30 protein-coding genes are annotated in these 25,992 nt (G+C 58.7%); 1 reads left to right on the top strand and 29 read right to left on the bottom strand.

Annotated features, from left to right (window positions below; translation table 11 throughout):
• Positions 1-4 precede the first annotated feature (4 nt).
• From nuoN to ABJH13_RS14315, 24 genes are all read right to left on the bottom strand, one after another.
• The gene (gene nuoN / locus ABJH13_RS14430; protein ID WP_348406918.1) at positions 5-1,447 is read right to left on the bottom strand and encodes an NADH-quinone oxidoreductase subunit NuoN; all 1,443 of its coding nucleotides are present in this window, start codon (positions 1,445-1,447) and stop codon (positions 5-7) included.
• An 11-nt stretch (positions 1,448-1,458) separates the two neighbouring features.
• Positions 1,459-3,000 (bottom strand): NADH-quinone oxidoreductase subunit M, encoded by a 1,542-nt coding sequence (locus ABJH13_RS14425; protein ID WP_348406917.1) that lies wholly within the window; start codon positions 2,998-3,000, stop codon positions 1,459-1,461.
• Positions 3,000-5,156, bottom strand: coding sequence for an NADH-quinone oxidoreductase subunit L (gene nuoL, locus ABJH13_RS14420; protein WP_348406916.1), 2,157 nt, complete (start codon positions 5,154-5,156; stop codon positions 3,000-3,002). The genes ABJH13_RS14425 and nuoL overlap by 1 nt, the downstream gene beginning before the upstream one ends.
• A 4-nt stretch (positions 5,157-5,160) precedes the next feature.
• Positions 5,161-5,466, bottom strand: coding sequence for an NADH-quinone oxidoreductase subunit NuoK (gene nuoK / locus ABJH13_RS14415; protein WP_187428658.1), 306 nt, complete (start codon positions 5,464-5,466; stop codon positions 5,161-5,163).
• 95 nt (positions 5,467-5,561) lie between these two features.
• Positions 5,562-6,164 carry an NADH-quinone oxidoreductase subunit J gene (locus ABJH13_RS14410; protein ID WP_348313972.1) on the bottom strand — a complete coding sequence of 201 codons (603 nt, stop codon included), beginning with the start codon at positions 6,162-6,164 and terminating at the stop codon, positions 5,562-5,564.
• Positions 6,161-6,562, bottom strand: a complete 402-nt coding sequence (locus ABJH13_RS14405; protein ID WP_348313973.1) for a carboxymuconolactone decarboxylase family protein — start codon at positions 6,560-6,562, stop codon at positions 6,161-6,163. Before ABJH13_RS14405 ends, ABJH13_RS14410 begins: the two co-directional genes overlap by 4 nt.
• Positions 6,559-6,957, bottom strand: a complete 399-nt coding sequence (locus ABJH13_RS14400; protein ID WP_348313974.1) for a carboxymuconolactone decarboxylase family protein — start codon at positions 6,955-6,957, stop codon at positions 6,559-6,561. Before ABJH13_RS14400 ends, ABJH13_RS14405 begins: the two co-directional genes overlap by 4 nt.
• Entirely contained in the window at positions 6,954-7,448 is a 495-nt protein-coding gene (gene nuoI / locus ABJH13_RS14395; protein WP_348406915.1) for an NADH-quinone oxidoreductase subunit NuoI, read from the bottom strand. Before nuoI ends, ABJH13_RS14400 begins: the two co-directional genes overlap by 4 nt.
• 1 nt (position 7,449) lies before the next feature.
• On the bottom strand, positions 7,450-8,487 hold the full coding sequence (nuoH, locus tag ABJH13_RS14390) for an NADH-quinone oxidoreductase subunit NuoH (protein ID WP_348406914.1): 1,038 nt from the start codon (positions 8,485-8,487) through the stop codon (positions 7,450-7,452).
• Between the two features lie 6 nt (positions 8,488-8,493).
• Entirely contained in the window at positions 8,494-8,868 is a 375-nt protein-coding gene (locus tag ABJH13_RS14385) for a hypothetical protein (protein ID WP_348406913.1), read from the bottom strand.
• A 5-nt stretch (positions 8,869-8,873) separates the two neighbouring features.
• Positions 8,874-10,877, bottom strand: a complete 2,004-nt coding sequence (nuoG, locus tag ABJH13_RS14380) for an NADH-quinone oxidoreductase subunit NuoG (protein ID WP_348406912.1) — start codon at positions 10,875-10,877, stop codon at positions 8,874-8,876.
• 39 nt (positions 10,878-10,916) lie between these two features.
• On the bottom strand, positions 10,917-11,324 hold the full coding sequence (locus tag ABJH13_RS14375) for a DUF5333 domain-containing protein (RefSeq protein WP_348406911.1): 408 nt from the start codon (positions 11,322-11,324) through the stop codon (positions 10,917-10,919).
• A gap of 97 nt (positions 11,325-11,421) precedes the next feature.
• The gene (locus tag ABJH13_RS14370; RefSeq protein ID WP_348406910.1) at positions 11,422-11,745 is read right to left on the bottom strand and encodes a hypothetical protein; all 324 of its coding nucleotides are present in this window, start codon (positions 11,743-11,745) and stop codon (positions 11,422-11,424) included.
• A 4-nt stretch (positions 11,746-11,749) separates the two neighbouring features.
• Positions 11,750-12,244, bottom strand: coding sequence for a DUF3291 domain-containing protein (locus ABJH13_RS14365; RefSeq protein WP_348406909.1), 495 nt, complete (start codon positions 12,242-12,244; stop codon positions 11,750-11,752).
• Between the two features lie 85 nt (positions 12,245-12,329).
• Positions 12,330-13,625 carry an NADH-quinone oxidoreductase subunit NuoF gene (gene nuoF, locus ABJH13_RS14360; RefSeq protein WP_348406908.1) on the bottom strand — a complete coding sequence of 432 codons (1,296 nt, stop codon included), beginning with the start codon at positions 13,623-13,625 and terminating at the stop codon, positions 12,330-12,332.
• A gap of 12 nt (positions 13,626-13,637) precedes the next feature.
• Positions 13,638-13,886: a DUF5337 domain-containing protein gene (locus ABJH13_RS14355; protein ID WP_348406907.1), complete on the bottom strand. Its 249-nt coding sequence runs from the start codon at positions 13,884-13,886 to the stop codon at positions 13,638-13,640.
• Between the two features lie 20 nt (positions 13,887-13,906).
• Positions 13,907-14,527: a hypothetical protein gene (locus tag ABJH13_RS14350; RefSeq protein ID WP_348406906.1), complete on the bottom strand. Its 621-nt coding sequence runs from the start codon at positions 14,525-14,527 to the stop codon at positions 13,907-13,909.
• Positions 14,528-14,596: 69 nt separating this feature from the next.
• Positions 14,597-15,613, bottom strand: coding sequence for an NADH-quinone oxidoreductase subunit NuoE (gene nuoE, locus ABJH13_RS14345; protein WP_348406905.1), 1,017 nt, complete (start codon positions 15,611-15,613; stop codon positions 14,597-14,599).
• A gap of 79 nt (positions 15,614-15,692) precedes the next feature.
• Positions 15,693-16,913, bottom strand: a complete 1,221-nt coding sequence (locus tag ABJH13_RS14340) for an NADH-quinone oxidoreductase subunit D (protein WP_348406904.1) — start codon at positions 16,911-16,913, stop codon at positions 15,693-15,695.
• A gap of 3 nt (positions 16,914-16,916) precedes the next feature.
• Entirely contained in the window at positions 16,917-17,072 is a 156-nt protein-coding gene (locus ABJH13_RS14335) for a hypothetical protein (protein ID WP_348406903.1), read from the bottom strand.
• Between the two features lie 103 nt (positions 17,073-17,175).
• The gene (locus tag ABJH13_RS14330; protein ID WP_348406902.1) at positions 17,176-17,349 is read right to left on the bottom strand and encodes a hypothetical protein; all 174 of its coding nucleotides are present in this window, start codon (positions 17,347-17,349) and stop codon (positions 17,176-17,178) included.
• Complete coding sequence (locus ABJH13_RS14325) at positions 17,349-17,966, bottom strand: NADH-quinone oxidoreductase subunit C (protein ID WP_348406901.1); 618 nt, start codon at positions 17,964-17,966, stop codon at positions 17,349-17,351. Before ABJH13_RS14325 ends, ABJH13_RS14330 begins: the two co-directional genes overlap by 1 nt.
• Before the next feature lie 10 nt (positions 17,967-17,976).
• Positions 17,977-18,510, bottom strand: a complete 534-nt coding sequence (locus tag ABJH13_RS14320) for an NADH-quinone oxidoreductase subunit B family protein (RefSeq protein ID WP_348406900.1) — start codon at positions 18,508-18,510, stop codon at positions 17,977-17,979.
• Positions 18,501-18,866 (bottom strand): NADH-quinone oxidoreductase subunit A, encoded by a 366-nt coding sequence (locus tag ABJH13_RS14315; RefSeq protein WP_348406899.1) that lies wholly within the window; start codon positions 18,864-18,866, stop codon positions 18,501-18,503. Before ABJH13_RS14315 ends, ABJH13_RS14320 begins: the two co-directional genes overlap by 10 nt.
• Before the next feature lie 395 nt (positions 18,867-19,261).
• On the opposite strand from ABJH13_RS14315, the gene ABJH13_RS14310 reads away from it, so the two are divergent.
• Positions 19,262-19,981: an MgtC/SapB family protein gene (locus ABJH13_RS14310; protein WP_348406898.1), complete on the top strand. Its 720-nt coding sequence runs from the start codon at positions 19,262-19,264 to the stop codon at positions 19,979-19,981.
• Positions 19,982-19,988: 7 nt separating this feature from the next.
• Here ABJH13_RS14310 and ABJH13_RS14305 read toward each other — a convergent pair whose 3' ends face one another.
• From ABJH13_RS14305 to ABJH13_RS14285, 5 genes are all read right to left on the bottom strand, one after another.
• Positions 19,989-20,768 (bottom strand): crotonase/enoyl-CoA hydratase family protein, encoded by a 780-nt coding sequence (locus tag ABJH13_RS14305; protein ID WP_348406897.1) that lies wholly within the window; start codon positions 20,766-20,768, stop codon positions 19,989-19,991.
• Positions 20,761-21,279 carry a DUF6653 family protein gene (locus ABJH13_RS14300; protein ID WP_348406896.1) on the bottom strand — a complete coding sequence of 173 codons (519 nt, stop codon included), beginning with the start codon at positions 21,277-21,279 and terminating at the stop codon, positions 20,761-20,763. Before ABJH13_RS14300 ends, ABJH13_RS14305 begins: the two co-directional genes overlap by 8 nt.
• A gap of 5 nt (positions 21,280-21,284) precedes the next feature.
• On the bottom strand, positions 21,285-22,142 hold the full coding sequence (locus tag ABJH13_RS14295; RefSeq protein WP_348406895.1) for a hydroxymethylglutaryl-CoA lyase: 858 nt from the start codon (positions 22,140-22,142) through the stop codon (positions 21,285-21,287).
• 145 nt (positions 22,143-22,287) lie between these two features.
• Entirely contained in the window at positions 22,288-24,231 is a 1,944-nt protein-coding gene (locus tag ABJH13_RS14290; protein ID WP_348406894.1) for an acetyl/propionyl/methylcrotonyl-CoA carboxylase subunit alpha, read from the bottom strand.
• A gap of 144 nt (positions 24,232-24,375) precedes the next feature.
• Entirely contained in the window at positions 24,376-25,980 is a 1,605-nt protein-coding gene (locus ABJH13_RS14285; RefSeq protein WP_348406893.1) for a carboxyl transferase domain-containing protein, read from the bottom strand.
• Between the last annotated feature and the right edge of the window lie 12 nt (positions 25,981-25,992).

Below are 25,992 nucleotides of genomic sequence, written 5' to 3'. Positions count from 1 at the left end.
TCCGTTAATTCAGGAGCGTTGCAGCGGCCGCGGCGGCCGCGGTTTCTACACCGAACATATTCGCGATGCCCACCACCATGATCACCGCGGATGCCATCAGAAAGGCAACCAACATCGGGGGGCCGCCCGCGTCGATACCGTCTTCGGTTTCTTCGCCAAAGTACATGTAGAACACGATCCGCAGGTAGTAATACGCGCCGATCACAGAAGCGATCACACCCGCAACAGCCAACCACGCTAGGCCAGCCTCGTAGGCCGCGCGCAAGACGTAGAACTTGCCAAAGAACCCAAGCATCGGGGGCACACCCGCCAGTGAAAACAGCAAGACCAGCATCGCCAGCGCCTTACCGGGTTCACGTTTGGCATACACATTCAGCGATCCGATATCGGTAACCGGCTGACCATCCTTTTGCATCAGCAAAATAAAGGCAAATGTCCCGATGTTCATGGTGACGTAGATCGCCATGTAGATCAACATCGCCTGTACGCCCAGAACCGTCCCTGCGGCCAGCCCCATCAACGCGTACCCCATATGGGCAATCGACGAAAACGCCATCAGCCGTTTGATGTTGGTCTGGCCAATCGCAGCAACCGCGCCCAAGAACATAGACAGCACCGACAACAGCGCGACGATTTGGCTCCAGTCGCTGACGGCGTTGCCGAAGGCATCGTGCAGCACGCGGGCAAACAGCCCCATCGCGGCGACTTTGGGGGCGGTGGCAAAAAACGCGGTGACTGGTGTGGGCGCGCCTTCGTAAACGTCAGGTGTCCACATATGGAAGGGCACTGCCGATACTTTGAACGCCATACCAGACATCAAGAACACCAACCCAAACAGCAGCCCGACAGAGACCTCGCCGTGATGGGCGGTTTCGATGATACCCGAGAACAGCGTGGTCCCGGAGTAGCCATACACCAACGACGCCCCATAAAGCAGCAGACCGGACGACAGCGCGCCCAGCACAAAGTATTTCAGGCCCGCTTCGGTTGATTTCACCGAATCGCGGCGCAGGGCGGCTACCACATAAAGCGCCAGCGATTGCAGCTCCAAGCCCATGTAGAGGGCCATCAGGTCGGCTGCGGACACCATAACCATCATGCCCACTGCACTGAGCGCCACCAGAAGAGGGTATTCAAACCGCAGAAGATCGCGCGATTTCATATAGCCTTCGGACATCACCAAGACGGCCGCCGCAGACAGCAGGATCGTGATTTGGGCAAACCGCGCGTAGCCGTCTATCATCAGCATGCCGTTAAAGGCGCTTTTGGCGCCCTCGCCGGTCACGCCGATGTAGGCCGCAAGCGCCACCATCACCCCGGCGGTGAGCCACACAAGCGTAGAGGCCAGCCCGTCCTTGGACGTGTAAACCGCCACCAACATCATCACCATCGCGTAAACAGCGAGTAAGATTTGCGGCAGGGCGAGGGTCAGATCAGCGGAGGTCATCGCGTATTCCTTCAGTTCGACGCCAGCTGAGAGGCGGCCTCAGCCGCGGTCAGCGCCGTATCGTAATTTGCAACCAATGCGGCAACCGCAGGCCCGGTGACATCTAAAACCAACGCCGGATAGATCCCCAACAACAGGGTCATTGCAACCAGCGGCGCAAAGATCCAACGTTCACGCGGGGTCATATCGGTGATTGATCGCAGGCTTTCCTTGATCAGGTCGCCCATAACAACCCGGCGGTACAGCCACAACGCATATGCCGCCGAAAAGATCACCCCTGTGGTGGCCACAGCCGCGACCCAAGTGTTCACTTGGAACACCGCCATCAGTGTCAGGAATTCACCGACAAACCCGGACGTGCCCGGCAAACCAACGTTGGCCATTGTAAACAACATAAAGATCATGGCGTAGGCGGGCATGCGGTTCACCAGCCCCCCATATGCATCGATCTCGCGGGTGTGCATCCGGTCATAAATCACGCCGACACATAGGAACAACGCGCCTGAGATAAAGCCGTGGCTGATCATCTGAAAAATCGCACCATCCACGCCCTGCTGGTTGGCTGTGAAGATCCCCATGGTCACAAACCCCATGTGCGCCACCGACGAATACGCGATCAGTTTTTTCATATCTTGCTGCACCAGCGCCACCAACGATGTGTAGACGATCGCAATGGCCGACATCCACAAAACCGTGGGCGCAATGACATCCGACCCAACAGGAAACATCGGCAACGAGAACCGCAAGAAGCCGTAACCGCCCATTTTCAGCAAAATCGCCGCCAGTACCACAGACCCTGCAGTGGGGGCCTGAACGTGTGCATCGGGCAGCCACGTGTGCACCGGCCACATCGGCATTTTGACAGCAAAACTCGCGAAAAACGCCAGAAACAGCAGTGTCTGCATGCCGCCGACGACCTGCACACCCGCGAGGCTAAAGGTCGTGAAATCGAACTGGTGGATCAGCAGTTGTTCAATGTCGGTGGTGCCCGCTTCGGCAAACATAGCCACCATGGCGACTAACATCAGGACCGAGCCAAGGAACGTATAAAGGAAAAACTTGAAGCTGGCGTAGATGCGGTTCGCCCCGCCCCAAATACCGATGATCAGGAACATCGGGATCAGCCCGGCCTCAAAGAAGAGGTAAAACAGCACCAGATCCAGTGCCATGAACACGCCCAACATCAACGTTTCTAGCAGCAAAAACGCGATCATATATTCTTTGAGCCGGGTGTTAACGTTCCAGGATGCGGCGATCACCAGCGGCATCATGAACGTCGTCAGCATGACAAACAGCACCGAAATACCGTCCACGCCCATCTTGTATTGCAGACCCAACAACCACGGCGCCTGTTCAACAAACTGGAACCCAGTGTCGTTGGGGTCAAATTCCGCCAGAATGAACAGCGACACCAGAAAGGTCATCGTCGTGGCAGCCATCGCCAGCCATCTCGCGTTGCGATTGGCCGCGTCATCATCACCGCGCAGGAACACCGCCATAATGAGCGCGGCAACAGCTGGGATGAATGTAACAATGGAAAGCAGGTTATCCATTAGTGTGCTCCTCCGCTCAGCGTCATCCACGTGATCAACAGCGCGATGCCGATGACCATAGCGAAGGCGTACGTAAAGATATAACCCGACTGCACGCGCCCTGCGAGCCGTGTGAAAAACGGGATGATCCCCATGGCCACGCCGTTCAGGCTGCCGTCGATCACGTTGCCGTCTCCGCGTTTCCACAAAAAGCGGCCAATCCATTTGGCTGGGCCGACAAAGACCACGTTGTAGAGTTCATCAAAGTACCATTTGTTCTTGAGAAACAGATACAAAGGACGTTGGCTTTCGGCCAGCCGCACAGGCAGTGACGGGTTTTTGATATAGAACCAATAGGCCGTCAAAAAGCCCAACAGCATCGCCGCAAAGGGCGAGGTTTTCACCCAATATGGTACCTTATGCGCATCATCGAGCAACGTATTGTCCGGCGCGATATAGAGCCCGCCTTCGCCAGGTTGCCCCGCGAACGCATAGTGGTGTTCGCCTTCTTTCGCATCCCCATGACCGTCGCCATGGCTATCGCCGTGATCATCCGCATGTTCATCAGCGTGATCCTCGGCATGTTCATCCCCGTGGGCCGAGGCCTCTGCGTAGGGAATGCCGTAAAATTTGGCGACTTTGTCGGTGTGACCAAAGAACGATCCGTACCAAACCATGCCGGCCAACACCGCGCCCAAGGCAAGAACGCCCAGCGGGATCAGCATAACCAACGGGCTTTCGTGCGCGTGGTCATGGGTGTGTTTGTCGCCGCGCGGTGTGCCGTAGAACGTCAGGAACATCAGCCGCCAACTGTAGAAACTGGTGAACAATGCCGCGATCACCAAAGCCCAGAACCCGTACATGGAACCCGCGGCATAGGCGCTTTCGACGATCGCGTCTTTTGATTGGAACCCCGCGAAACCAATAGGGATTTCACCCAATGTCAAAATCCACACAGGGATGCCCACACCGGTGATGGCCAGCGTGCCGATCATCATTGCCCAGAACGTATAGGGGATCTTTTTGCGCAGGCCGCCGTAGTTCATCATGTCTTGTTCATGATGCATGGCGTGAATGACCGACCCGGCGCCCAAAAACAGCATCGCCTTAAAGAACGCGTGCGTGAACAGATGGAACATCGCGGCGGAGTACATGCCAACGCCAGCCGCAACGAACATATACCCCAGTTGCGAGCAGGTCGAATAGGCGATCACCCGTTTGATATCTGTCTGCACCAACCCGACGGTTGCAGCGAAAAACGCAGTTGTGGCGCCAAGGAATGTGACGAACATCATCGCTTCGGGTGCGAATTCCATGATCGGCGACATGCGGCACACAAGAAACACACCCGCCGTAACCATCGTTGCCGCGTGGATCAGGGCCGACACCGGTGTGGGCCCTTCCATCGCGTCTGGCAACCACGTGTGCAACAACAGCTGCGCCGATTTCCCCATGGCCCCGATGAACAGCAAAAACGCGATCATATTCGCCGCGTTCCATTCTGCCCACAGGAACCCAAGTTGCGTTTCTGCGAGTCGCGGTGCCGCTGCGAAAATGTCGTCAAAATTGATGCTGTCGTCGGTCAGGAAAAACAGTGCAAAAATACCAAGGGCAAATCCGAAATCGCCAACCCGGTTGACCACAAACGCCTTCATCGCGGCGGCGTTGGCCGTAGGTTTGCGATAATAAAACCCGATCAAAAGGTACGACGCGACGCCAACGCCTTCCCAGCCAAAGAACATCTGTACCAAGTTGTCTGCTGTCACCAACATCAACATCGCGAACGTAAAGAACGACAGATAGGCAAAGAAGCGCGGCTTGTAGCTTTCGCCATCTTTCCATTGCGGATCGTGGGCCATGTAGCCAAACGAATAAAGGTGCACGAGGCTGGACACCGTGGTGATCACAATCAACATGATCGCGGTCAAACGGTCCACCCGGATCGCCCAGTCGGTGCTGAGCGTGCCGCTTTCGATAAAGCGCAAAACCGGAACGGTATAGTGACCCGCCTCATGCGCGGCTGGGTCCAATGTCAGAAACAGCACCCAAGACAGCGCGGCGGACAAGAACAGAAACGACGTGGCGATCCACATCGCGACAGTTTCGCCAAATATACGCCAACCGAACCCACACAGGAGCGCGCCAACCAGAGGGGCAAAAAGGAGGATAGTTTCCATGTGATCAGCCCTTCATCACGTTGACGTCTTCCACGGCGATCGTGCCGCGGTTGCGGAAGAAACAGACCAAAATGGCCAGACCGATCGCCGCCTCTGCTGCGGCCACCGTCAACACAAACAGCGTAAAGACCTGCCCTACCAAGTCCCCGAGGAAACTGGAAAAAGCCACCAGATTGATGTTCACGGCAAGCAGCATCAATTCGATGCTCATCAGCAAAATGATGATGTTCTTGCGGTTCAGAAACAGCCCGAAGATGCCGATGACAAAGAGCGTTGCCGCCACTGTCAGGTAATGTTCAAGTCCGATCATGTGTCTTCCGTTTCTTATCTTACAGAGCCTGGGTTTTGGTCTCATCCGAGACGCCCGCCATGCCCATCAGCCAATCGTCAGGTTTGGGTGCGTCGTTACAACCCCTGCCCCGATTTTACGTCTTTCAATTCCATCGCCAACGCGGGGTCGCGCATCATTTGTGCCACGACATCTTGGCGTTTCACATCTGACCGATGCCGCAGGGTCAAAACAATCGCACCGATCATCGCCACCAGCAGGATCAGCGCACTTAGCTGAAACAGCAGGAAATACTGATCATAAAGGATCATCCCCAAGGCTTCGGTATTGTGCCGATCCACCGGCGTGACCTGCGCGCGCAACCCTTCGGCGGCCGCGTTGCTTTCCCACGCCCCAAAGGCCATGACGAACTGCATCAGGATCACCACCCCAATCAGCAACGCCAGCGGCAGGTATTTCGCCATTTCAGCCTTTAATTCAGCGAAATCGACATCCAGCATCATCACCACAAACAGGAACAACACAGCGACAGCGCCCACGTAAACGATGATCAACAACATCGCGACGAATTCCGCGCCCAGCAGCACAAACAGCCCCGCCGATGACAAAAAAGCCAAGATCAGCCACAGCACCGAATGCACCGGGTTGCGGCTGACAACCGTGAACAGCCCTCCCGCGATCACACTGATCGCAAACAGATAAAAGGCAAAAACCGTCATTCCTCGTCCTTTCCATCGTCCAGAACCTGCTGCGCCAATTCCAACGCACGGCTCATGGCAGGCAGCCCCGCAAACATCGACATCTGGCCCAGCGTTTCGACGATGTGCTGCTCGGTCGCGCCGGCCTCAAGCGCGTGACGCACCGCTTGGCGAAACGCCACGTCGTTTTGTGCGCCTTGCATCGTCAGCCCCGCCAGCGTCAGCAACATCCGCGTCCGCGCATCCAGGCTGTCTTCGTTCAGCCCGTTGCCAAACATCATTTCCATCATGTCTTTGGGCATGGTACCCATCATCTTCTCAAAGCCCTTGGGGCTAAACGCTTCCATCGCCGGAAAGGTTTTGGCCATTTCCTGCGCTTGCGCCATCATCGCGGCAAAGGGGTTTTTGGGGTCGCTCATGCGGCGTCCTCCCCTTCGAACACGTCCAGCGCGGCATTCAACGCGTTGATCATCGCGGGAAACCCACCATAAAGCGTCATCTGGAAGATGATCTCGCAGATTTCTTCGCGGCTGGCCCCCACTGCACGGGCGCTTTTGATGTTCACCTGCAACTGCGGTTTGGTCTGCCCACCCAGCGCAGCCAATGCCGCGATAGTCGCCAACAGACGCGTCTTTTCGTCCACGACACCGCGGGCATAAAACTGACCATAGGCCACATCCACAACGGTGCGCGCCATGCCAGGCACCAACGCGTCATAGCGGTCGCGCAGCGCGTCTTCCATACCAGGGTTCACCTGCTCAGACAGCGCTTTGCCCTTGGAATAGGCGTCCATATGCGGATCATCCAGGCTCATCTGTAGGGCGCATCCAATTCGAGGTTGCGTGCAATCTCGGCTTCCCAACGTTCACCGTTGGCCAGCAGTTTGTCTTTGTCGTAATACAATTCTTCGCGCGTCTCGGTGGAAAATTCGAAATTTGGGCCTTCGACAATCGCATCCACCGGGCAGGCCTCTTGGCAGAACCCGCAATAAATGCATTTCGTCATGTCGATGTCATAGCGCGTGGTGCGGCGGCTGCCGTCATCGCGCGGTTCGGCGTCGATGGTGATGGCCTGCGCCGGGCAGATCGCCTCGCATAGCTTGCATGCGATACACCGTTCTTCGCCATTGGGGTACCGGCGCAACGCATGTTCGCCCCGAAACCGCGGAGACAAAGGCCCCTTTTCATGGGGGTAGTTCAACGTCGCCTTGGGCGCGAAGAAGTATTTAAGCCCCAGTTTCATGCCGACCCAAAAGTCCTGCAACAAGAAATACTTAGCGGCGCGTGTATAGTCGATCTGTGTCATATCAGCCTCCTACGCTCCATCGGGCGTATGCGCCCCAGAACCAGTCGAATTTGGCAGCGAAGGCCACGAAAACCACCCAGACGAGGCTGAATGGAAGGAACACCTTCCACCCCAGACGCATCAGCTGGTCATAGCGGTAGCGCGGCGTGATGGCCTTGACCATCGCGAAGAGGAAGAAGAAGAACGCCATTTTGGCAACCATCCACAGCGGGCTATCCGGCAAGAACGGGATGGGTGACAACCAGCCGCCGAAAAACAGCAGTGAGATCAGCGCACACATCAGGAAGATGGCGATATATTCACCGGCCATGAACAACAGGAATGGCGTTGACGAATATTCAACCTGATAACCCGCGACCAGTTCTGATTCCGCCTCGGGCAGGTCAAACGGTGGGCGGTTGGTCTCAGCCAAGCAGCTGATGAAAAACAAGAAAACCATCGGGAAATGCGGCAGCCAGTACCAGTTGAAAAACCCATATGCGCCGTCTTGTGCCGCGACAATGCCGCCGAAATTCATCGACCCGGTTGAGATGATCACACCGATAATGATCAACCCCAAAGACACCTCGTATGAGATCATCTGCGCCGCAGATCGCAACGATCCAAGGAACGGGTATTTGGAGTTCGACGCCCAGCCGCCCATGATCACCCCGTACACCTCAAGCGATGAGATCGCGAAGACGAACAAGATCGCCACGTTAATATTAGACAACACCCATGTGTCATTGAACGGGATCACCGCCCAAGCCAGCAACGCCAGCACAAAGGAGGTTAGCGGAGCCAACATAAAGACGGTCTTGTCGGCGCCTGCCGGTACCACGACCTCTTTGACAACGTATTTCAGCGCGTCAGCAACCGTCTGCAACAAGCCGAAGGCGCCAACCACGTTGGGGCCGCGCCGCATCTGCACGGCCGCCCAAATTTTGCGGTCGCCATAGACCAGAAACAGCAATGACACCATGACAAAGCCGACCACGGCCAGCACCTGCGCCAGGATAATCACGGCAATGCCGCCGGGGGTGGTAAAGAAATCAGCCATAGGTCCTCACACCGTGGGAATGCGTTTTTGCCTGCAGTGAGCTGCAACCGCGGGGGCGTCGATGACTCGAATACCCTTTGGTCGCTCTGACGATGTGATGTAAACAACATCTACTGACCACACGCCACCCTCCGTATCGAAATTTGACCGTAAGTATCGCGCATATGGCACAGCACCCTCCTGCATAAAAGACGCCAACGCACAATCTGCGTACTCAAACACCGTCGCTGCCGTACCGGCCTTCGTCATGCGGGCCTCAACCCGAACAAGATCGCCCGCCAGTTGCTCAATTTCGGCGCCCAGATAGTCGGGCACGAAATCGGATGCCAAAGGTGCCCGTTCTGCACAGGCCCCCAAGATCATCATGGCTCCGAGCATCATACCTCTCATTCCGCCGCAAGTGCCGCGCCGCGCCGCGCTTTGGCCCCGGCTGAAAGTTGCGCCATCAATTCAGAGGCACGCGCGATGGGGTTGGTCAGATAAAAATCCGCGATGGCAGGGGCGAAACCGCCGGTGCCCAATGCGCCCGCCTCAATCGGCTGTAACGGGGTGGCGGCCACCTCGTCGATGCGGCCCAAATGCGGCACATCCTTCACCAAGGCCTGACGCAATTGTGCAATGCTATCAAAAGGCAGCTGCGCGCCTATTTCAGCCGACAACGCCCGCAGGATCGCCCAGTTTTCTTTGGCCTCGCCCGGTGCAAACCCCGCCCGCAGCGCCAATTGTGGCCGCCCTTCGGTGTTCACAAACAACCCAGGTTCTTCGGTGTAGGCCGCGCTTGGCAGAATGATATCGGCCCGATGTGCGCCCCGGTCGCCATGGCTGCCCTGATAGATCACCAAAGGCCCGGCCGCGATATCGATTTCATCGGCGCCAAGGTTATAAATCACCTCGGCTTTGGCCACGGCAGCCATGCCGCCGTCATTGGCGGCCCCAACATCCAGCGCACCGACCCGCGATGCGGCCGTGTGCAGCACCAGCAACTTGGCACCTGCTTTTTCGACGGCTTGCATCACATGCCCCAACACGGCGCCGCCATCGGCACCTTGCAGCGCGCCTTGCCCTACGATCACCAAGGTGGCGGGCCCAAAGTCACCGTCAACCGCCTGTTTGATCGCGTCGCGCGTATTGCCAAGATGCGTGTGTTCGTAGGTGAGATCGGCGGCAGGCCCGACCAATGAAATATCGGTGCCGGTGGTCCACGCCTTGCGGATGCGGGCGTTCAACACAGGCGCTTCTACCGCTGGGTTGGCGCCGATCAGCACGATCTTTTCGGCGATATCAATGTCTTCGATGGTCGCGGTTCCCACATAGGCAGACCGGTTGCCCGCTGGCAAATAGGCGCCATCGGTGCGGCATTCCACAACCCCGCCCTGCCCTTCGATCATCTGTTTTAGCGCATAGATCGCCTCGACCGGGGCCAGATCACCGATGACACCGGCAACCGATTTGCCCTGCATCGCCACTGCCGCCGCCGCCAACGCTTCGGGCCACGTGGCCGCGCGCAGCTTGCCATTTTCGCGGATATAGGGTTTATCCAACCGTTGCCGGCGCAACCCATCCCACACAAACCGCGTTTTGTCGGAAATCCATTCCTCGTTCACGCCGTCATGATTGCGTGGCAAGAACCGCATGACTTCGCGGCCTTTGGTATCAACGCGAATGTTGGCCCCCAGCGCATCCATGACATCAATGGATTCGGTTTTGCTCAGTTCCCACGGGCGGGCGGTAAAAGCGTAGGGTTTTGACACCAAGGCACCAACCGGGCACAGGTCAATGATGTTGCCCTGCAAGTTGCTATCCAGCGTTTGCCCCAGATAAGACGTGATCTCGGCGTCTTCGCCACGCCCCGTCTGACCCATCTGGTGGATCCCCGCGACTTCGGTGGTGAACCGCACACACCGCGTGCACGAAATACAGCGCGTCATGTGGGTTTCGACCAATGGCCCCAGATCCAGATCATCGGTGGCACGCTTGGGCTCGCGGTACCGCGAAAAATCAACGCCGTAGGCCATCGCCTGATCTTGCAGGTCACATTCGCCGCCCTGATCGCAAATCGGGCAATCCAGCGGGTGATTGATGAGCAAGAATTCCATAACGCCCTCGCGGGCCTTTTTGACCATGGGCGAATTGGTTTTAACAACCGGGGGCTGGCCTTCAGGGCCGGGCCGCAAATCGCGCACCTGCATCGCACAACTCGCAGCGGGTTTGGGAGGGCCGCCAACGACCTCCACCAAACACATCCGGCAGTTGCCCGCGATAGTCAGCCGTTCGTGGTAACAAAACCGCGGAATCTCGATCCCGGCCTCTTCACAGGCCTGGATCAGGGTCATGGCCCCGTCTACTTCGACTTCGTTACCGTCGATGACAACTTTGCGTAAGTCGCTCATATCATTCGCCTTTAGTTGTCGCGCATCTGGTCGCGCGCCTCAATTCGTTGCCCGTAACAACACACCAACTGTGCTATTCCGAGCGATTTCCTCTTTGCCAAGCGTGCAAAAGCCCGCCTGATCTGTCTTTAAATCTTTTGACGCCATATATTGAGCGCCCCGTGCGCGCAGCCGCGCCTTTTCCACGTCAGAATTCACGTGCGCGTCGATCTCGGCCTTGGTGTAGCCCATATCACGCGCTGTCGTTTGCAGGCCTTGTAACGCCCCCAACGCCGGCAGCAATCGTGCCGAAATAACAGGGCAATTCTTGCGGATCTGATCGGCCAGCCCAATCGCAAACAGCCCGTCATCTATCGCCTGAACATCGCGCAGGGGCGGCTTTGCGGCGCCCACATGCGGCGCAATCATCATCGCCACAACACCACATATCACACTGATCTTCGTCATACCCAATCTCCCCAAAGACGCACGGCGCGCCTGTTCATGCCCGACATCGGGCCACGGGGTGTGTTATGCAATAACACCGGATATAACGTGTGACACATCACTGTGGGCATGCCCCTTCCAACGTCAGAGTGTCCTTGGAAATGCGCAATGTTTCGTCTGCATCATCGGGGCCTGCGACCCATTCAATCGCAGAGCTGCCGTATTCGTTCACGCAGAAAATCGTGGCCTCATATCGGGCGGCCTCGCGTGCGCCTGCCAAGGACGCCGACACAGGCGCCGCCGTCACCTGAAACTTGTGGCGCGCATCTAGGTCTTTGATACCGGTGCGGTAAAAATGGCCATCAAAGGCCACATCTTCTGCGGCACTGCCACAGGCGGCCAATGCCCCCGCGACCATCAATGCTGCGTAAACTCGTGTCATCATACTACTCCGCCGCGACAGGGGCGCATCGATTGTCGCGCCACTTGCTTGCTTCATTTAAATGCGACCAGCCAAAGGCGTGATCGCTGTCTCCATGCGCCTTCAGGTGCGCCAATCGGTCCAGCGCCTCTTGCAACGTGGGCTGGTGTCCCGCAGGCACCCACCACATCACAAAATGCATCTCTGCGAGCACCTCAAACCATTCGGCCCGGCGTTCGTAAAATTGCTTGTGGACCGTACCCCAAACAAAGGTCTCCAGGCTCGCGGCATCTTCCCAGACGGTCATATTCGGCACGAACAAAGGGTCGCCATCAATGGCGCTTTCGGTATTGCCCGTGCCCGGCGCGCCCGACCCTTCCATCATCCACACAAACCCCGGCATGCGCTTGCCAAGGCCATTGATCCGGTCAAGGTTTTTCATGAAATCCGCTACGCGCGGATCATCCGTGGGCGCAACAAGGCGCCCGACGTTGAGTTCTGCGAGATGGTATCCGTTCATGACGCCCCCGCCGATAAAAAGCCGGCAACATGGGCAAATTCAAACGCCGCCCCGACCAAATTCTGTTGCCTGGTCCCTGTCATAGCTACTCGGCCGCCACGGCCGACACGCGGCCCGTGCGCTTGTGCTTGATCCGGTCCTCAATTTCGTCGCGGAAATGGCGGATCAGCCCCTGAATAGGCCAGGCCGCCGCATCACCCAGCGCACAAATCGTATGGCCTTCGACCTGTTTGGTCACATCCAGCAACATGTCGATCTCTTCTGGTTCTGCCTCGCCTGTAACCAGACGGTCCATCACGCGCATCATCCACCCCGTACCCTCACGACACGGCGTGCACTGCCCACATGATTCGTGTTTGTAGAACTTCGACAACCGCCAAATCGCCTTAATCACATCTGTCGAATTATCCATCACGATCACCGCCGCCGTACCTAGGCCCGAGCGTTGTTCGCGCAGATAATCGAAATCCATGATCGCGTCTTTCATGTCCTTGCCGGGGATCATCGGCACCGACGACCCGCCCGGAATAACCGCCTTGAGGTTATCCCAACCGCCGCGAATACCACCGCAATGGGTCTCGATCAGCTCCTCGAAGGTGATGGACATCGCCTCTTCGACCACACATGGGTTGTTTACGTGGCCACTGATCGCGAACAGTTTGGTGCCCGCGTTGTTGGGGCGGCCAAAGCCCGCAAACCATTCAGGGCCACGCCGCAAAATCGTCGGTACCACGGCGATGGATTCAACGTTGTTCACCGTCGTCGGGCAGCCATATAGCCCCGCACCCGCCGGAAACGGCGGCTTCATGCGCGGCATGCCCTTTTTACCCTCAAGGCTTTCTAACAATGCGGTTTCTTCGCCGCAGATATAGGCGCCTGCGCCGTGGTGCAGATAGATGTCAAAATCCCACCCCGACCCGGCCGCGTTTTTGCCCACGAGACCTGCGTCATAAGCCTCGTCTATCGCGGCCTGCAGCGCCTCTTTTTCGCGGATGTATTCACCGCGGATATAGATATAGCAAGCATGCGCATTCATCGCAAAAGACGCGATCAAGCAGCCTTCGACCAACGTATGCGGATCATGGCGCATGATCTCGCGGTCTTTGCAGGTGCCCGGTTCGGATTCGTCCGCATTGACCACCAGATAGGCCGGGCGACCATCGGATTCCTTGGGCATAAACGACCATTTCAGACCCGTTGGGAAACCCGCACCACCCCGGCCACGCAACCCGGATGCTTTCATCTGATCCACGATCCAATCGCGACCTTTTTTGATGATCCCACCGGTCCCATCCCAATGGCCACGCGCCTGCGCACCCTTCAGCGTGCGGTCATGCATCCCGTAGATATTGGTAAAAATGCGGTCCTTGTCCTGAAGCATGACGCTCCCCTTCTACTCATTGCCGCGCAGCGAATTGCGCGCGCGCCGTATCTGTAAAGACACCATCAACGCCCAAAAGAGCCCTGCAAGTGCCGCAAAATCAAAAAGAAATGCATAACGTCCGGGCAATCCCAATGCTGGGCCAAGCCAAAGAGACGCCAGCCACACCACCATCGTGCCCATGATCACAACGCCCACAAGCCGCCCTCGGGCGGCCAAGGCCGCTTCATTCGGCGCAGTCTGTTGATGATTTGTGCTCATCGCGGTTGCCCGGCTCTCTCTTAACGTTTGCGTTTCTTCTTCGAAAACTCAGTTTCACCACCGGCGGCCAGAATTTTGGCCTGCCCCACCCAATCATCACGTTCTATCCGCCCTTTGAAACGCAGCCGCGCATCAACCCAAGCGATGTCAGTCTTGGCCAAACCGGCCACCTGATCGAAATGCCAGATCCCTAGGCCATTCAACGTCTCTTCCAGTTTGGGGCCAACGCCGCCGATCAGTTTCAGGTCGTCGGCGGCACCTTCCCGCGCGGTGTCGCTCAATAATGTCGGGCGATCATCTGATCGCTCCGGCGTGGCCTCAACCGGTACCTGCATCTCTTCAACCGGATCATCCTGTGGCGCGACAGATGCGGCAGGCGTGGCAGACACCACCGGCGCGGGCGGCGTAGGGGGTGACACCGGCTGTGCCGCCGCCATGTTAACCGGCGCAGGCAACGGTCGCGTCATGATCCAGCTGATGATCGCACCAACGACCGCAAAAATCACCGCACCGCCAACGACGCCCTGTATGAACCCCCAACCACCGAGCACCCACAACAGAATCGTGGCCAAAGCGCCAACTGCGCCTGCGACCAGCCAACTGCCTAGCGCCATGCTGATTGTACCGTGGTTGTTGTTCATGACTGCGCCCCTTTGCCCTATTTTTCCCGTCTTAGTTTAATACCTTAGCTAATTTCATCACCGGCGCCGTCAAGTCGCCGTATCTTCTGCCAGATCACGCGCCTGCGCGACCCATTTGTCGCGACTGACCCGCCCTTTGAACCCTTCGAGATTTTCATCGACCCAAGCGACTTCCGCCGCCGTCCAGGCTGCAACCTGATCGAAATGATAGAACCCCATGCTGTGCAACAGTTTTTCCAACTTGGGACCAACCCCTTTGATCTTTTTCAGATCATCCGGGCCAGTGTCACGGGCCGCAGTCAACACAGCAGGTTTTTCACCGCTTGGCGCTGGGGTTTCATCGGCTGCAACGGCGGGTTTGGCCTGCGCATTCGCCGCTCGCCCCTGCCACGGCGTCAACAACGGCACCTCGGTGCCATCAATGCGTTTCACCGTATCACCGATATCAACGGCCAATTGCGCGCTGGCGTTATATTGCGTCTTGCCGCTATCGTATTCTGTCAACGATGTCAGCCCCTTAAGGGGCTCAGCCGCATAACGCCCGTTCTGCGGGCCGGGTACTGGCACCTTGCCTGCGGCCAGTTCATCAATGATCTCGCCCATGCGGGCAGCGGTCAGATCTTCGTAGTAATCCTTGCCGATCTGGGCCATCGGCGCGTTAGAACACGACCCAAGGCATTCGACTTCTTCCCAGCTGAAATTGCCATCCGCAGACAAGGCGTGCGGTGCATCCGCGATCTTGTCTTTGCACACGGCCACCAGATCTTCGGCACCACAGATCATGCATGACGTGGTTCCACAGACCTGAATATGCGCAATCGCACCCACGGGCTGTAGCTGAAACATGAAATAAAACGTCGCCACTTCGAGCGCGCGGATATAGCTCAGCCCCAACATCGCCGCCACATGCTCAATGGCGGGGCGGGTCAGCCAGCCTTCTTGTTCTTGCGCGCGCCACAACAAAGGAATGATCGCACTGGCCTGACGGCCCTCTGGGTATTTGGTAATCTGCCCCTCCGCCCAGGCCTGATTGTCTGGCGTAAAGGCAAAGCTATCGGGTTGTTCGGAATGGAGACGGCGCAGCATCAGTTCGGACCTGTCAGTTTGCAGAGACTACGGCAGCCTCCGGCGGGAGTATGAGAATAAGAGTGGAGCGCGGCCAAGATCACCGGTCGATCTCGCCAAACACGACATCCATCGTCCCGATGATCGCAGCAACATCGGCCAATTGGTGGCCGCGCGACATGTGATCCATCGCTTGAAGATGCAAAAACCCCGGTGCGCGGATCTTGCTGCGGTAGGGTTTGTTGGTGCCATCGGCCACAAGATATACACCAAATTCGCCCTTGGGTGCCTCAACCGGGCAATAAACCTCGCCGGCGGGCACGTGGAACCCTTCGGTATAAAGCTTGAAATGATGGATCAGGCTTTCCATCGATTGCTTCATATCACCACGTGACGGCGGGGTGATTTTGCCACGAGCCAACACATCGCCCTGCCCATCAGGTGCGCGCAGTTTTTCAACGGCCTGCAGGATAATCCGCAGCGATTGGCGCATCTCTTCCATGCGGCACAAATACCGGTCGTAGCAATCGCCGTTCTTACCCACGGGGATTTGGAATTCAAATTCGTCATAGCATTCATAGGGTTGCGCACGCCGCAGGTCCCACGCAAGGCCAGATCCACGCACCATCACGCCCGAGAACCCGTATTCAAGGATATCGTCTTCCGTCACGATGCCGATATCGGCGTTGCGCTGTTTGAAGATACGGTTTTCGGTCAGCAACCCGTCGATATCCGCGATCACACGGGGAAATTCCTGCGCCCAAACCTCGATATCGTCGATCAACGCATCGGGCAGATCTTGGTGCACCCCACCGGGGCGGAAATACGCCGCGTGCAGGCGCGCACCACAGGCGCGTTCGTAAAATTCCATCAGCTTTTCGCGTTCTTCGAACCCCCAAAGCGGCGGGGTCAACGCGCCCACATCCATCGCCTGTGTAGTGATGTTGAGGATGTGGTTGAGGATACGGCCGATTTCGCAGAACAGCACCCGGATGAGGCTGGCGCGGCGGGGCACTTCGACACCTGTCAGCTTTTCGATGGCCAGACACCAGGCGTGTTCCTGGTTCATCGGAGCCACGTAATCAAGCCGATCGAAATAGGGCAGGTTTTGCAGGTATGTGCGGCTTTCCATCAGCTTTTCGGTGCCGCGGTGCAGCAAGCCAATGTGCGGGTCACACCGTTCGACGATCTCGCCGTCGAGCTCTAGCACCAGCCGCAGCACACCGTGCGCCGCCGGGTGCTGTGGCCCGAAGTTGATGTTGAAATTACGGATCTTCTGCTCGCCTGTCAGGGCGTCATCGAAACCTTTGGTGCCGTCCATCATCTATTCCTTCACCATTTGTGTCGCGTGGCGACGAGCAATACACACGGTTAGTAATATCGGGCCAAACATCCAAAAAAATGCAGCAGTAATACTGCCGACAAGCAAGATAAAATCGCCGGCCCCGAGTGACATAAACTCCAATGCGACATCTTTCATCTGCCGTCCTCACCATATTGGTTCGAACGCCTTACGGCACCGACGTAAAAACACGTAAAGGCACATCCATAAAAGTCGCCCTCCACTAGACACCCCATAGGCATCATCGCTTCTCCAATTCTTGCAGCTTCAGGCCCATCCACCACAGCAGGGCGATGGTGCCCAGTGGGATCAGACAACCCGCCGCCCAGTATTTATTGATGCCAAAGAACGGCAGCAGCTTGAGCATCGGGATCGCCGTCAGCGCCGACAGGATCAGCCACCAAAAGCCGCCCATTACTTGGCCTCCGCTTTGTCGTCCGCCTTGTCGTCGCCGGGCAGAATGTATTCTGCGCCCTCCCAGGGGGACATGAAATCAAACTGCCGGTATTCCTGTACAAGCGACACAGGTTCGTAGACCACGCGCTTTTGCGCCTCGTCATAACGAACTTCGGTATACCCCGTCGTCGGGAAATCTTTGCGCAGCGGATAGCCGCGAAACCCGTAGTCCGTCAGGATGCGCCGCAGATCCGGGTGCCCCGAGAACAAGATCCCGAACATATCAAACACTTCGCGCTCAAACCAATTGGCCGATGGATGCACCTCGGTGATCGACGGGACCATGGCGTCTTCGCGGATGCTGACCCGCAGGCGTACCCGGTGGTTTTGGTACATCGACAGCAGGTGGTACACCACGTCGAACCGCTTGGCCCGGCCGGTGTAATCAACGGCCGTGATATCGACCAATGTCGAGAATTGGCAGTTTGGATCGGTCTTGAGAAACTCGATCAGCCCCGAGATATTCGACGGGGTCACATCCAGATTTAGCTCACCATGGGTGACATCCCACGCCAACACACAATCGGTGCGCTTGGCCTCGATATACTCGCCGAGTTCTTTCATTGCGTCAGACATGACAGCCCCCTTAGCGAACGATGGTGCCGGTGCGGCGAATCTTACGTTGCAACTGCATGATACCATACAGCAGCGCCTCGGCTGTGGGTGGGCAACCCGGCACATAAACATCGACCGGGACAATACGGTCACAGCCACGCACAACCGAATAGGAATAGTGGTAGTACCCGCCGCCATTCGCACACGACCCCATAGAGATCACATAGCGCGGTTCAGGCATTTGGTCGTAGACCTTGCGCAGGGCGGGCGCCATTTTGTTGGTCAGCGTCCCCGCGACGATCATCAGGTCAGACTGGCGCGGGCTGGCGCGCGGCGCCGTGCCAAAGCGTTCCATATCGTAGCGCGGCATGGCGGTGTGCATCATTTCAACCGCACAGCAAGCCAACCCAAAGGTCATCCAGTGCAAGGACCCGGTGCGGGCCCAATTGATGATGTCTTCGGTTGACGTCAGCAGGAAGCCTTTATCCTGCAATTCGCGGTTCAGATCCTGCGTGGCGACATCGCGGTCCATGCCCGCGGTGTTGGCTCCGGCGGCTACTGCCATTCCAGTGCTCCCTTTTTCCATTCATAGGCGAACCCAATCGTCAGCACGCCCAAAAACACCATCATCGACCAAAACCCGACCATCGATATGTCTTTGAACGCGACCGCCCAGGGAAACAAAAACGCGATCTCCAAGTCGAAGATGATGAACAAGATCGACACCAGATAAAAGCGCACATCGAACTTCATCCGCGCATCATCAAAGGCGTTGAATCCGCATTCGTAGGCCGAGACTTTCTCCGGGTCCGGGTTGCGCACAGCCAAGACAACGGCTGCAAGGATCAGAACAATGCCTAACCCTATGGCTACGGCAAGAAACATGAGAATGGGAAGATATTCCCGAAGCATCTCGTCCAAGGCGCGTCTCCTTCTGTCTGCTACCGCGCGGCTGCGCATGCTGCCAGGCAGCGTATGTTGCTGGTATTGGGTTTACGCGGGTGTCTTGGCAGCGTCAACAGACCCGGTGCGCAAAGGCACCCCCGATAACCCGAATTTTTTACACAGTTGTTTATGTTTTCTTAATCAATGACCTGGCTCCCCTATACAAGCAAGGGTTGCGAGGCAAACTCAACCGCAACCTGTTTGCAACGCCGCGCCAACGTTTGGCGCTGCACCGCGCTAAAAACCCGCCTAGACTTGCGATCAGGGGCATTCAAAGCAATATAACCCTGCGATTCCATGTGGTTTTCACGGTGTATCGCCGCAGCAGCCTGTCGCCTTTGGCACAACAATAAACAAAAGGTCACATCATCGTGTTGGAAAAGTGGGTTAGTATTGATCAACAGCTGCTTTTTGCTGCGCTAAATATGGCCTTTGCGCTGATTATGGGCGCGCTAATCGGGTCAGAACGCCAGATACGAGGGCGGATGGCGGGGTTGCGCACCAATGCGTTGGTGTCGTTGGGGGCCGCTGGGTTCGTGACATTTGCCGCGCTGTTTCCGGATGACATCAACCCCACGCGGGTCGCCGCACAGGTGGTTTCGGGCATCGGGTTTCTGGGGGCGGGCATCATTTTTCGCGATGGGTTCAACATCCAAGGGATCAATACCGCCGCGACATTGTGGTGTTCGGCGGCCGTGGGGATGATGGCGGGTGCGGGGTATCTGCCCTATGCTGCCACGATGACCGGGCTGATTGTCTTTATCAACCTCGCGCTGCGCCCGATTGTGCGGTTGGTCAACACCGTGCGCAAATCCAACCCCGTGCGTGACCGCCTGTTTCAGGTGTGCCTGCGGTGTGCTGCATCCGACGAAGGCGAAATGCGCGGGCTTCTTATGCGCTGTCTCAATGACAACAAGCTGTTTCTACACGAGATTAATTTGATTTCCGGGGGGGAAACGGTGCAGATTGTCGCTCAGGTTCACGGCGAAGGCTCCGCCGAACGCGACATTGAAAAAGCGGTCGCGTTTATCGCGATTGACCCACGCGCCACTGGGGCCCAATGGCACGCCGCGGACGAAGACGCCCCCTAGGCGCCCGCTACATCCAGCCTGCCTTGCGTTTGTCAAAGAACGCCGCGATCCCTTCGGCGGCCTCGTCTGTGTCCCACTGCGCGGCCAATGCGGCAATCGTGTGGTCAATCACCGCATCATCAATACGCGGCCCCAATGCGCGCGCCAATTGTTTCGCCGCCGTCACCGCGCCGGGGGCACACGACAGATAAGGCACCACTTCGGCCTCGACGGCGGCATCCAACGTATCGGCAGCCACCGCGCGCGACACAATGCCAAGATCCACGGCTTCGCCTGCATCAAACAGCCGCGAAGACATAAACACCCGCCGCGCGCGCCCCTCGCCCATGCGTGCCAAAATATAGGGTCCAATGGTGGCGGGGATCAGCCCCAGCCGCGTTTCTGTCAGACCAAATTTGGCCGTGTCCGCCGCGATGACCACATCACAAACACAGGCCAGCCCCACGCCCCCGCCAAAGGCATTGCCGTGCACCCGGCCCACCAAGGGTTTCGGCAAGGTATTCAGCGCGCCCAACATCGTGGCCAGTTTGCGCGCTTCGCGGCCCCGCGTGTCGGGGTCCATGTCGCGCTGTGCGGCCATCCACGCCAAGTCGCCGCCTGCGCAAAAAGACCGCCCCGTGCCGGCCAAAATCACCACACGCACGTCTGGGTCCGCGCCCAACTGCGTGGCGGCTTGGGTCAGGTCGGCCAACATCTGCGCCGACATTGCGTTGTGTTTTTCGGGCCGGTTCAACGTGAGGGTCGCGACCCCGCGCGGGTCGGTCGTCAGGGTTAAGGTCTCAAACATCCGTGTTCTCCTGTCCGGGTACCGCGCCACCCGCGCGCACCCAGTCGTCATATATCCACACCATCCGGTCCACGAACCAGATCTTGGGCACCGCCGTCAGGATCATCCCGAACACGGCACCTTCCCACCACACCGACCACAGCCCCCAAACCATCACGATTGCGCCCGGCACGCTCAGGCTGCTTAGAACCAACGCCACCCGCCGGTGATGATCCGCGATCTGGGCGCGGTGGGTCAGAAAGATACGTTCGCCCATGACGCCGCGGCTGGCCCAGCTGTCCAACCGGGCCGGGGCCGGAAAGACGCGCGGGTTCAGCCAAATCCACAGCAGCGCAAGCCCCACCGGCACGACGGCCCAACCCGCGATCCAGACGCGGCTCCAGATGGCAAGGACAAGCAAGGGCAAACAGGTCAGCATGCGCGTCCACACAGACCACGGGTTGGCATGGCGCCCCCAGGCCGCGTCGTCCATCGTCATGATCCGTTCGGCGCTTTTGAAAATATCAAACATCGCGCCTAGGCCGCACGGATCGTCCGCGCCATGTGCGCGGCCTCCTCCAACACATCCAGATCAAGCCCCGTTTCATACCCCAATGCCGCCAGATGCCGCGCAACGGCTTCGGTCGCTACATTGCCCGCAGCGCCGGGCGCATAGGGGCATCCGCCCAAGCCACCAACCGCGGCATCAAACACCCGCACACCAAGGCTTAGAGAGGCATCGATGTTGTCCATCGCGTAGCCTGTGGTGTCGTGGTAATGGCCTGCCAACCGGCCCACAGGCACGGCATCGCGCACCGCCAGCAACATACGCGCGATGCTGTCGGGGGTGCCTGCACCGATGGTATCGCCAAGGCTGATTTCATAGCAGCCCATACCGAACAATTTGTCGGCCACAGCCGCCACAGCCGCCGGCGCCACAGGCCCGTCATAAGGGCATTCGACCACGCATGACACATACCCCCGCACCGGCAGATCAATGTGGCGGGCCTGTTCCAGAACGGGGGCAAACCGCGCGAGGCTTTCGGCGATGCTGGCGTTGATATTCTTGGCCGAAAACCCTTCGGAGGCAGATGCGAACACCGCGATTTCATCGACACCCGCGGCGCGGGCGTCTTCGAAGCCACGCATATTTGGGGTCAGTGCCGCATAGCGCACGCCGTCGGCGCGGGTCAGGCGCGCCATAACGTCGGCTGATCCCGCCATTTGCGGCACCCATTTCGGCGATACAAAACTGGCCGCTTCGATCCGGCGAAACCCCGCGCGGCTGAGGCAATCAACCAACGCGACCTTGGCGTCGACGGGTATATCGCGTGGTTCGTTTTGCAGGCCGTCGCGCGGGCCCACCTCAAATATTTCGCATGGTCCCATAGTCATTCGGTCTCTCCCACCTCCGATGGCCCCGCATGACACGCAGCCTGCCTGCAAAACCATAGCCGCGCATGTCTTGCACGAACACCCTTTGTCTTCCCCCTACGCGCGCCGCGTCAAAATCCCGCCTGAAAGGGATGGCGCAATGTGGTCACGGCTCTTGGTCTTGGGGCGCCAACCGGATCAATGCGGCACCTGCCTCGACCTGATCGTCGGGGGCGGCCAATACCTCGGCCACGACCCCATCGCGCGCCGCCAACAAGGCGTGTTCCATTTTCATCGCCTCGAGCACGGCCAACCGGTCGCCCGCCGCGACCCCCTGCCCCACAACCGCATCCAACGCGCGCACAAGGCCCGGCATCGGGGCTTCGATCAAACTGTCATCGCCTGCCGCCGCCCCTGTTTGGTCCAACGGATCCACGCGCCTGAATGTCAGGCCATACCGATCAAACACCGTGATCGCCGGGCCCGCGATGGCCACCGGGGGGGCCATATGTCCGTCCAAATACCACTGCCCGTTGCGGCGCTCTGCGTCTACGGTTTGATCTGCGATATGCCAGCGTTGACGGTCGGGGCATCGCACCTCAACGCACAGGTCATGCGTTTCGCCGCCCTCGTCCAGCACAACATCGCGGCGCAGCGGTGCCCACAAGGTGAACCCCGACTGCGGCCCCGGTGCCAACAGACCAAGCGCAGCCATCCCCGCCAGCGCCATATGCCATGGGCTCGGACCGGGCACCGCGGTCAATGCATCGATGTCGCGTGCGATCAGGCCTGTGTCGATCTCGCCCTTTGCGAACCCCGGATGATCTGCCAACGCCCCCAAAAACGCCAGATTGGTCACCGTGCCCGCGACCTCGCACCCCGCCAAGCCTTGCCGCAATCGCGCCAGTGCAATGTCGCGGGTGGGACCATGCACGACCACCTTGGCGATCATCGGGTCGTAAAAGGGGCTGATGGTGTCGCCTGCACGCACGCCGCTGTCGGCGCGGATGCTGGGCGCGAACTGCAAGTGGCTAAGGGTGCCGGTGGCGGGCAGAAACCCTGCGGGCACGTCTTCGGCGTAGAGCCGCGCTTCGAAGGCATGCCCGTTGATCGAAAGCTGCTCTTGCGCGGTCGGGAGGCCTTCGCCTGCGGCCACCCGCAGCTGCCACTCTACGAGATCGATGCCTGTTATGGCTTCTGTTACAGGGTGTTCCACCTGCAGCCGGGTGTTCATTTCCATAAAGAAGAACCCATCAGGGCGCAGGCCGTCCGTCCCATCGACGATGAATTCCACCGTGCCAGCGCCGCTGTAGCCGATCGCCTCGGCCGCACGGACGGCCGCGGCCCCCATGGCTGCGCGCATATCCTCGGTCATGCCGGGTGCGGGGGCCTCTTCGATGACCTTTTGGTGGCGGCGTTGCAGTGAACAATCGCGTTCAAACAGGTGCACGGCGCGGGTGCCATCACCAAAGACCTGAATTTCGATATGGCGCGGATGGGTCACGAATTTCTCAACCAACACATCCGCATTGCCAAAAGCGGTTTGCGCCTCGGAGCGGGCTGACGCGAGGGCGGTGGCAAACTCATCCGGGGTCTCGACCAGCCGCATGCCTTTGCCGCCCCCCCCCGCGACGGCCTTGATCAGCACCGGGTAGCCGATTTTCATAGCCTCGGCGGCCAGCACCGCGTCGTCTTGATTTGCGCCGTGATAGCCCGGCACCACCGGCACACCGGCCTCGACCATCAGCGCCTTGGCCGCATCCTTGAGACCCATCGCGCGAATGGCCTGTGCAGACGGCCCGATGAATGTCAGGCCCGCCGCCGCGACGGCTTCGACGAAGTCGGGGTTTTCGCTGAGAAACCCATAGCCGGGGTGGATCGCCCGCGCGCCTGCGTCCAGCGCCGCCTTGATGATCGCGTCGCCACGCAGATAGCTGTCTGCAGGGGCGGACCCGCCGATATGCACCGCGGCATCGGCCATTGCCACATGTTTGGCCTGCGCATCCGCATCAGAATACACCGCGACACAGCGCACCCCCATAGCCTGCGCCGTCGCCATCACACGGCAGGCGATTTCGCCGCGATTGGCAATTAGGATTGTATCAAACATCAGTCACCACCATGAGCCGACAGCCCTTTGTTGTACGTCGTTGGTCAGCGGTTAAATCAGGCCCCAGACGGGGTGTATGTATGTCTTGTCGTTGCGGCACGGCCCATGCGGCACTTGATCCAAACGTGCCCCCCTTGGCCGCCATCACATCCGAAAAACGCCAAAGCGCGTCTCCTGGATGGGGGCGTTCAACGCGGCCTGCAGCGATAAAAACAACACATCGCGGCTTTTGCGTGGGTCGATGATGCCGTCATCCCACAACCGCGCCGACGCATAAAGCGGGTGGCTTTGGGTTTCGAACATATCAATCGTGGGCTGCTTGAACGCGGCCTCTTCGGCGTCGCTCCAGGGGTGGCCTGCACGGTCCATCGCGTCGCGTTTCACCGTGGCCAACACCCCCGCCGCCTGCGGCCCCCCCATGACCGAAATGCGGCTGTTGGGCCACGACCATAAGAACCGGGGCGAATAGGCCCGCCCCGCCATCCCGTAGTTGCCCGCACCAAACGAGCCCCCCACCAGCATCGTCACCTTGGGCACATTGGTCGAGGCCACCGCCGTGACCATTTTGGCCCCGTGGCGCGCGATGCCTTCGTTTTCATATTTGCGCCCGACCATAAAGCCGGTGATATTTTGCAAAAATACCAACGGGATACTGCGCTGCGAACAGATCTCGATGAAATGCGCGCCCTTTTGCGCGGCTTCCGAAAACAGCACGCCGTTGTTGGCGATGATCCCGATGGGACAGCCGCGCAGATGGGCAAACCCCGTCACCAGCGTTTCGCCGAACCGAGGTTTGAATTCATCAAACCGCGAACCATCCACCAACCGGGCAATGACCTCGCGGATGTCATAAGGGGTGCGCAGATCGGCAGGCACCACACCCAAGATTTCTTCAGGGTCATAGGCCGGGTCTTCGGGCGTTTCCCAGTGCACTGTGCTGGGCTTGGTGCGGTTCAACGACGCAACCGCCTGCCGCGCCAACGCCAGCGCATGGGCATCATCTTCGGCCAGATAATCCGCGACCCCAGACAGACGGGTGTGCACATCGCCCCCCCCGAGATCTTCGGCGCTGACGATCTCGCCGGTGGCGGCCTTGACCAGCGGCGGCCCGGCCAGAAAAATGGTACCTTGGTCACGCACGATGATCGTCACATCCGACATGGCCGGCACGTAGGCGCCCCCCGCCGTGCACGACCCCATCACCACCGCGATCTGCGGAATGCCCAGTGCCGACATCCGCGCCTGATTGTAGAATATCCGGCCAAAATGGTCACGGTCGGGAAAGACTTCATCTTGGTTGGGCAGGTTCGCCCCGCCGCTGTCGACCAGATAAATACACGGCAGATGGTTTTCCTGCGCGATCTCTTGGGCCCGCAGGTGCTTTTTCACCGTCATCGGATAGTAGGTGCCACCCTTTACCGTGGCATCGTTGCACACCACCATCACCTGTTGGCCCTGCACCTGCCCGACGCCTGCGATCACCCCTGCGCAGGGTGCGGCCCCCCCGTATAACTCATGCGCCGCCGTCGCGCCCACCTCAAGGAACGGACTGCCGGGGTCTAATAAATTCGCCACCCTATCGCGCGGCAGCATCTTGCCCCGGCTTAGGTGGCGCGCACGAGGTCGTTCGCCCCCGCCCAGCGCCGCAGCAGAGGCCACCTCTGCGACCTCTGCCAATGCCGCCAGATGGGCTGTGGTATTCGCTTTGAAGGCCGCTGACCCGCTTTGGGAATTTGATACAAGCTTCATTTTATCACCCGA

Source organism: Roseobacter sp., from assembly GCF_039970775.1.
Classification (GTDB): Bacteria; Pseudomonadota; Alphaproteobacteria; order Rhodobacterales; family Rhodobacteraceae; genus Roseobacter.
The sequence above is the reverse complement of the archived record's forward strand: the minus strand, read 5'-3'. Positions and strand labels throughout refer to the sequence as shown.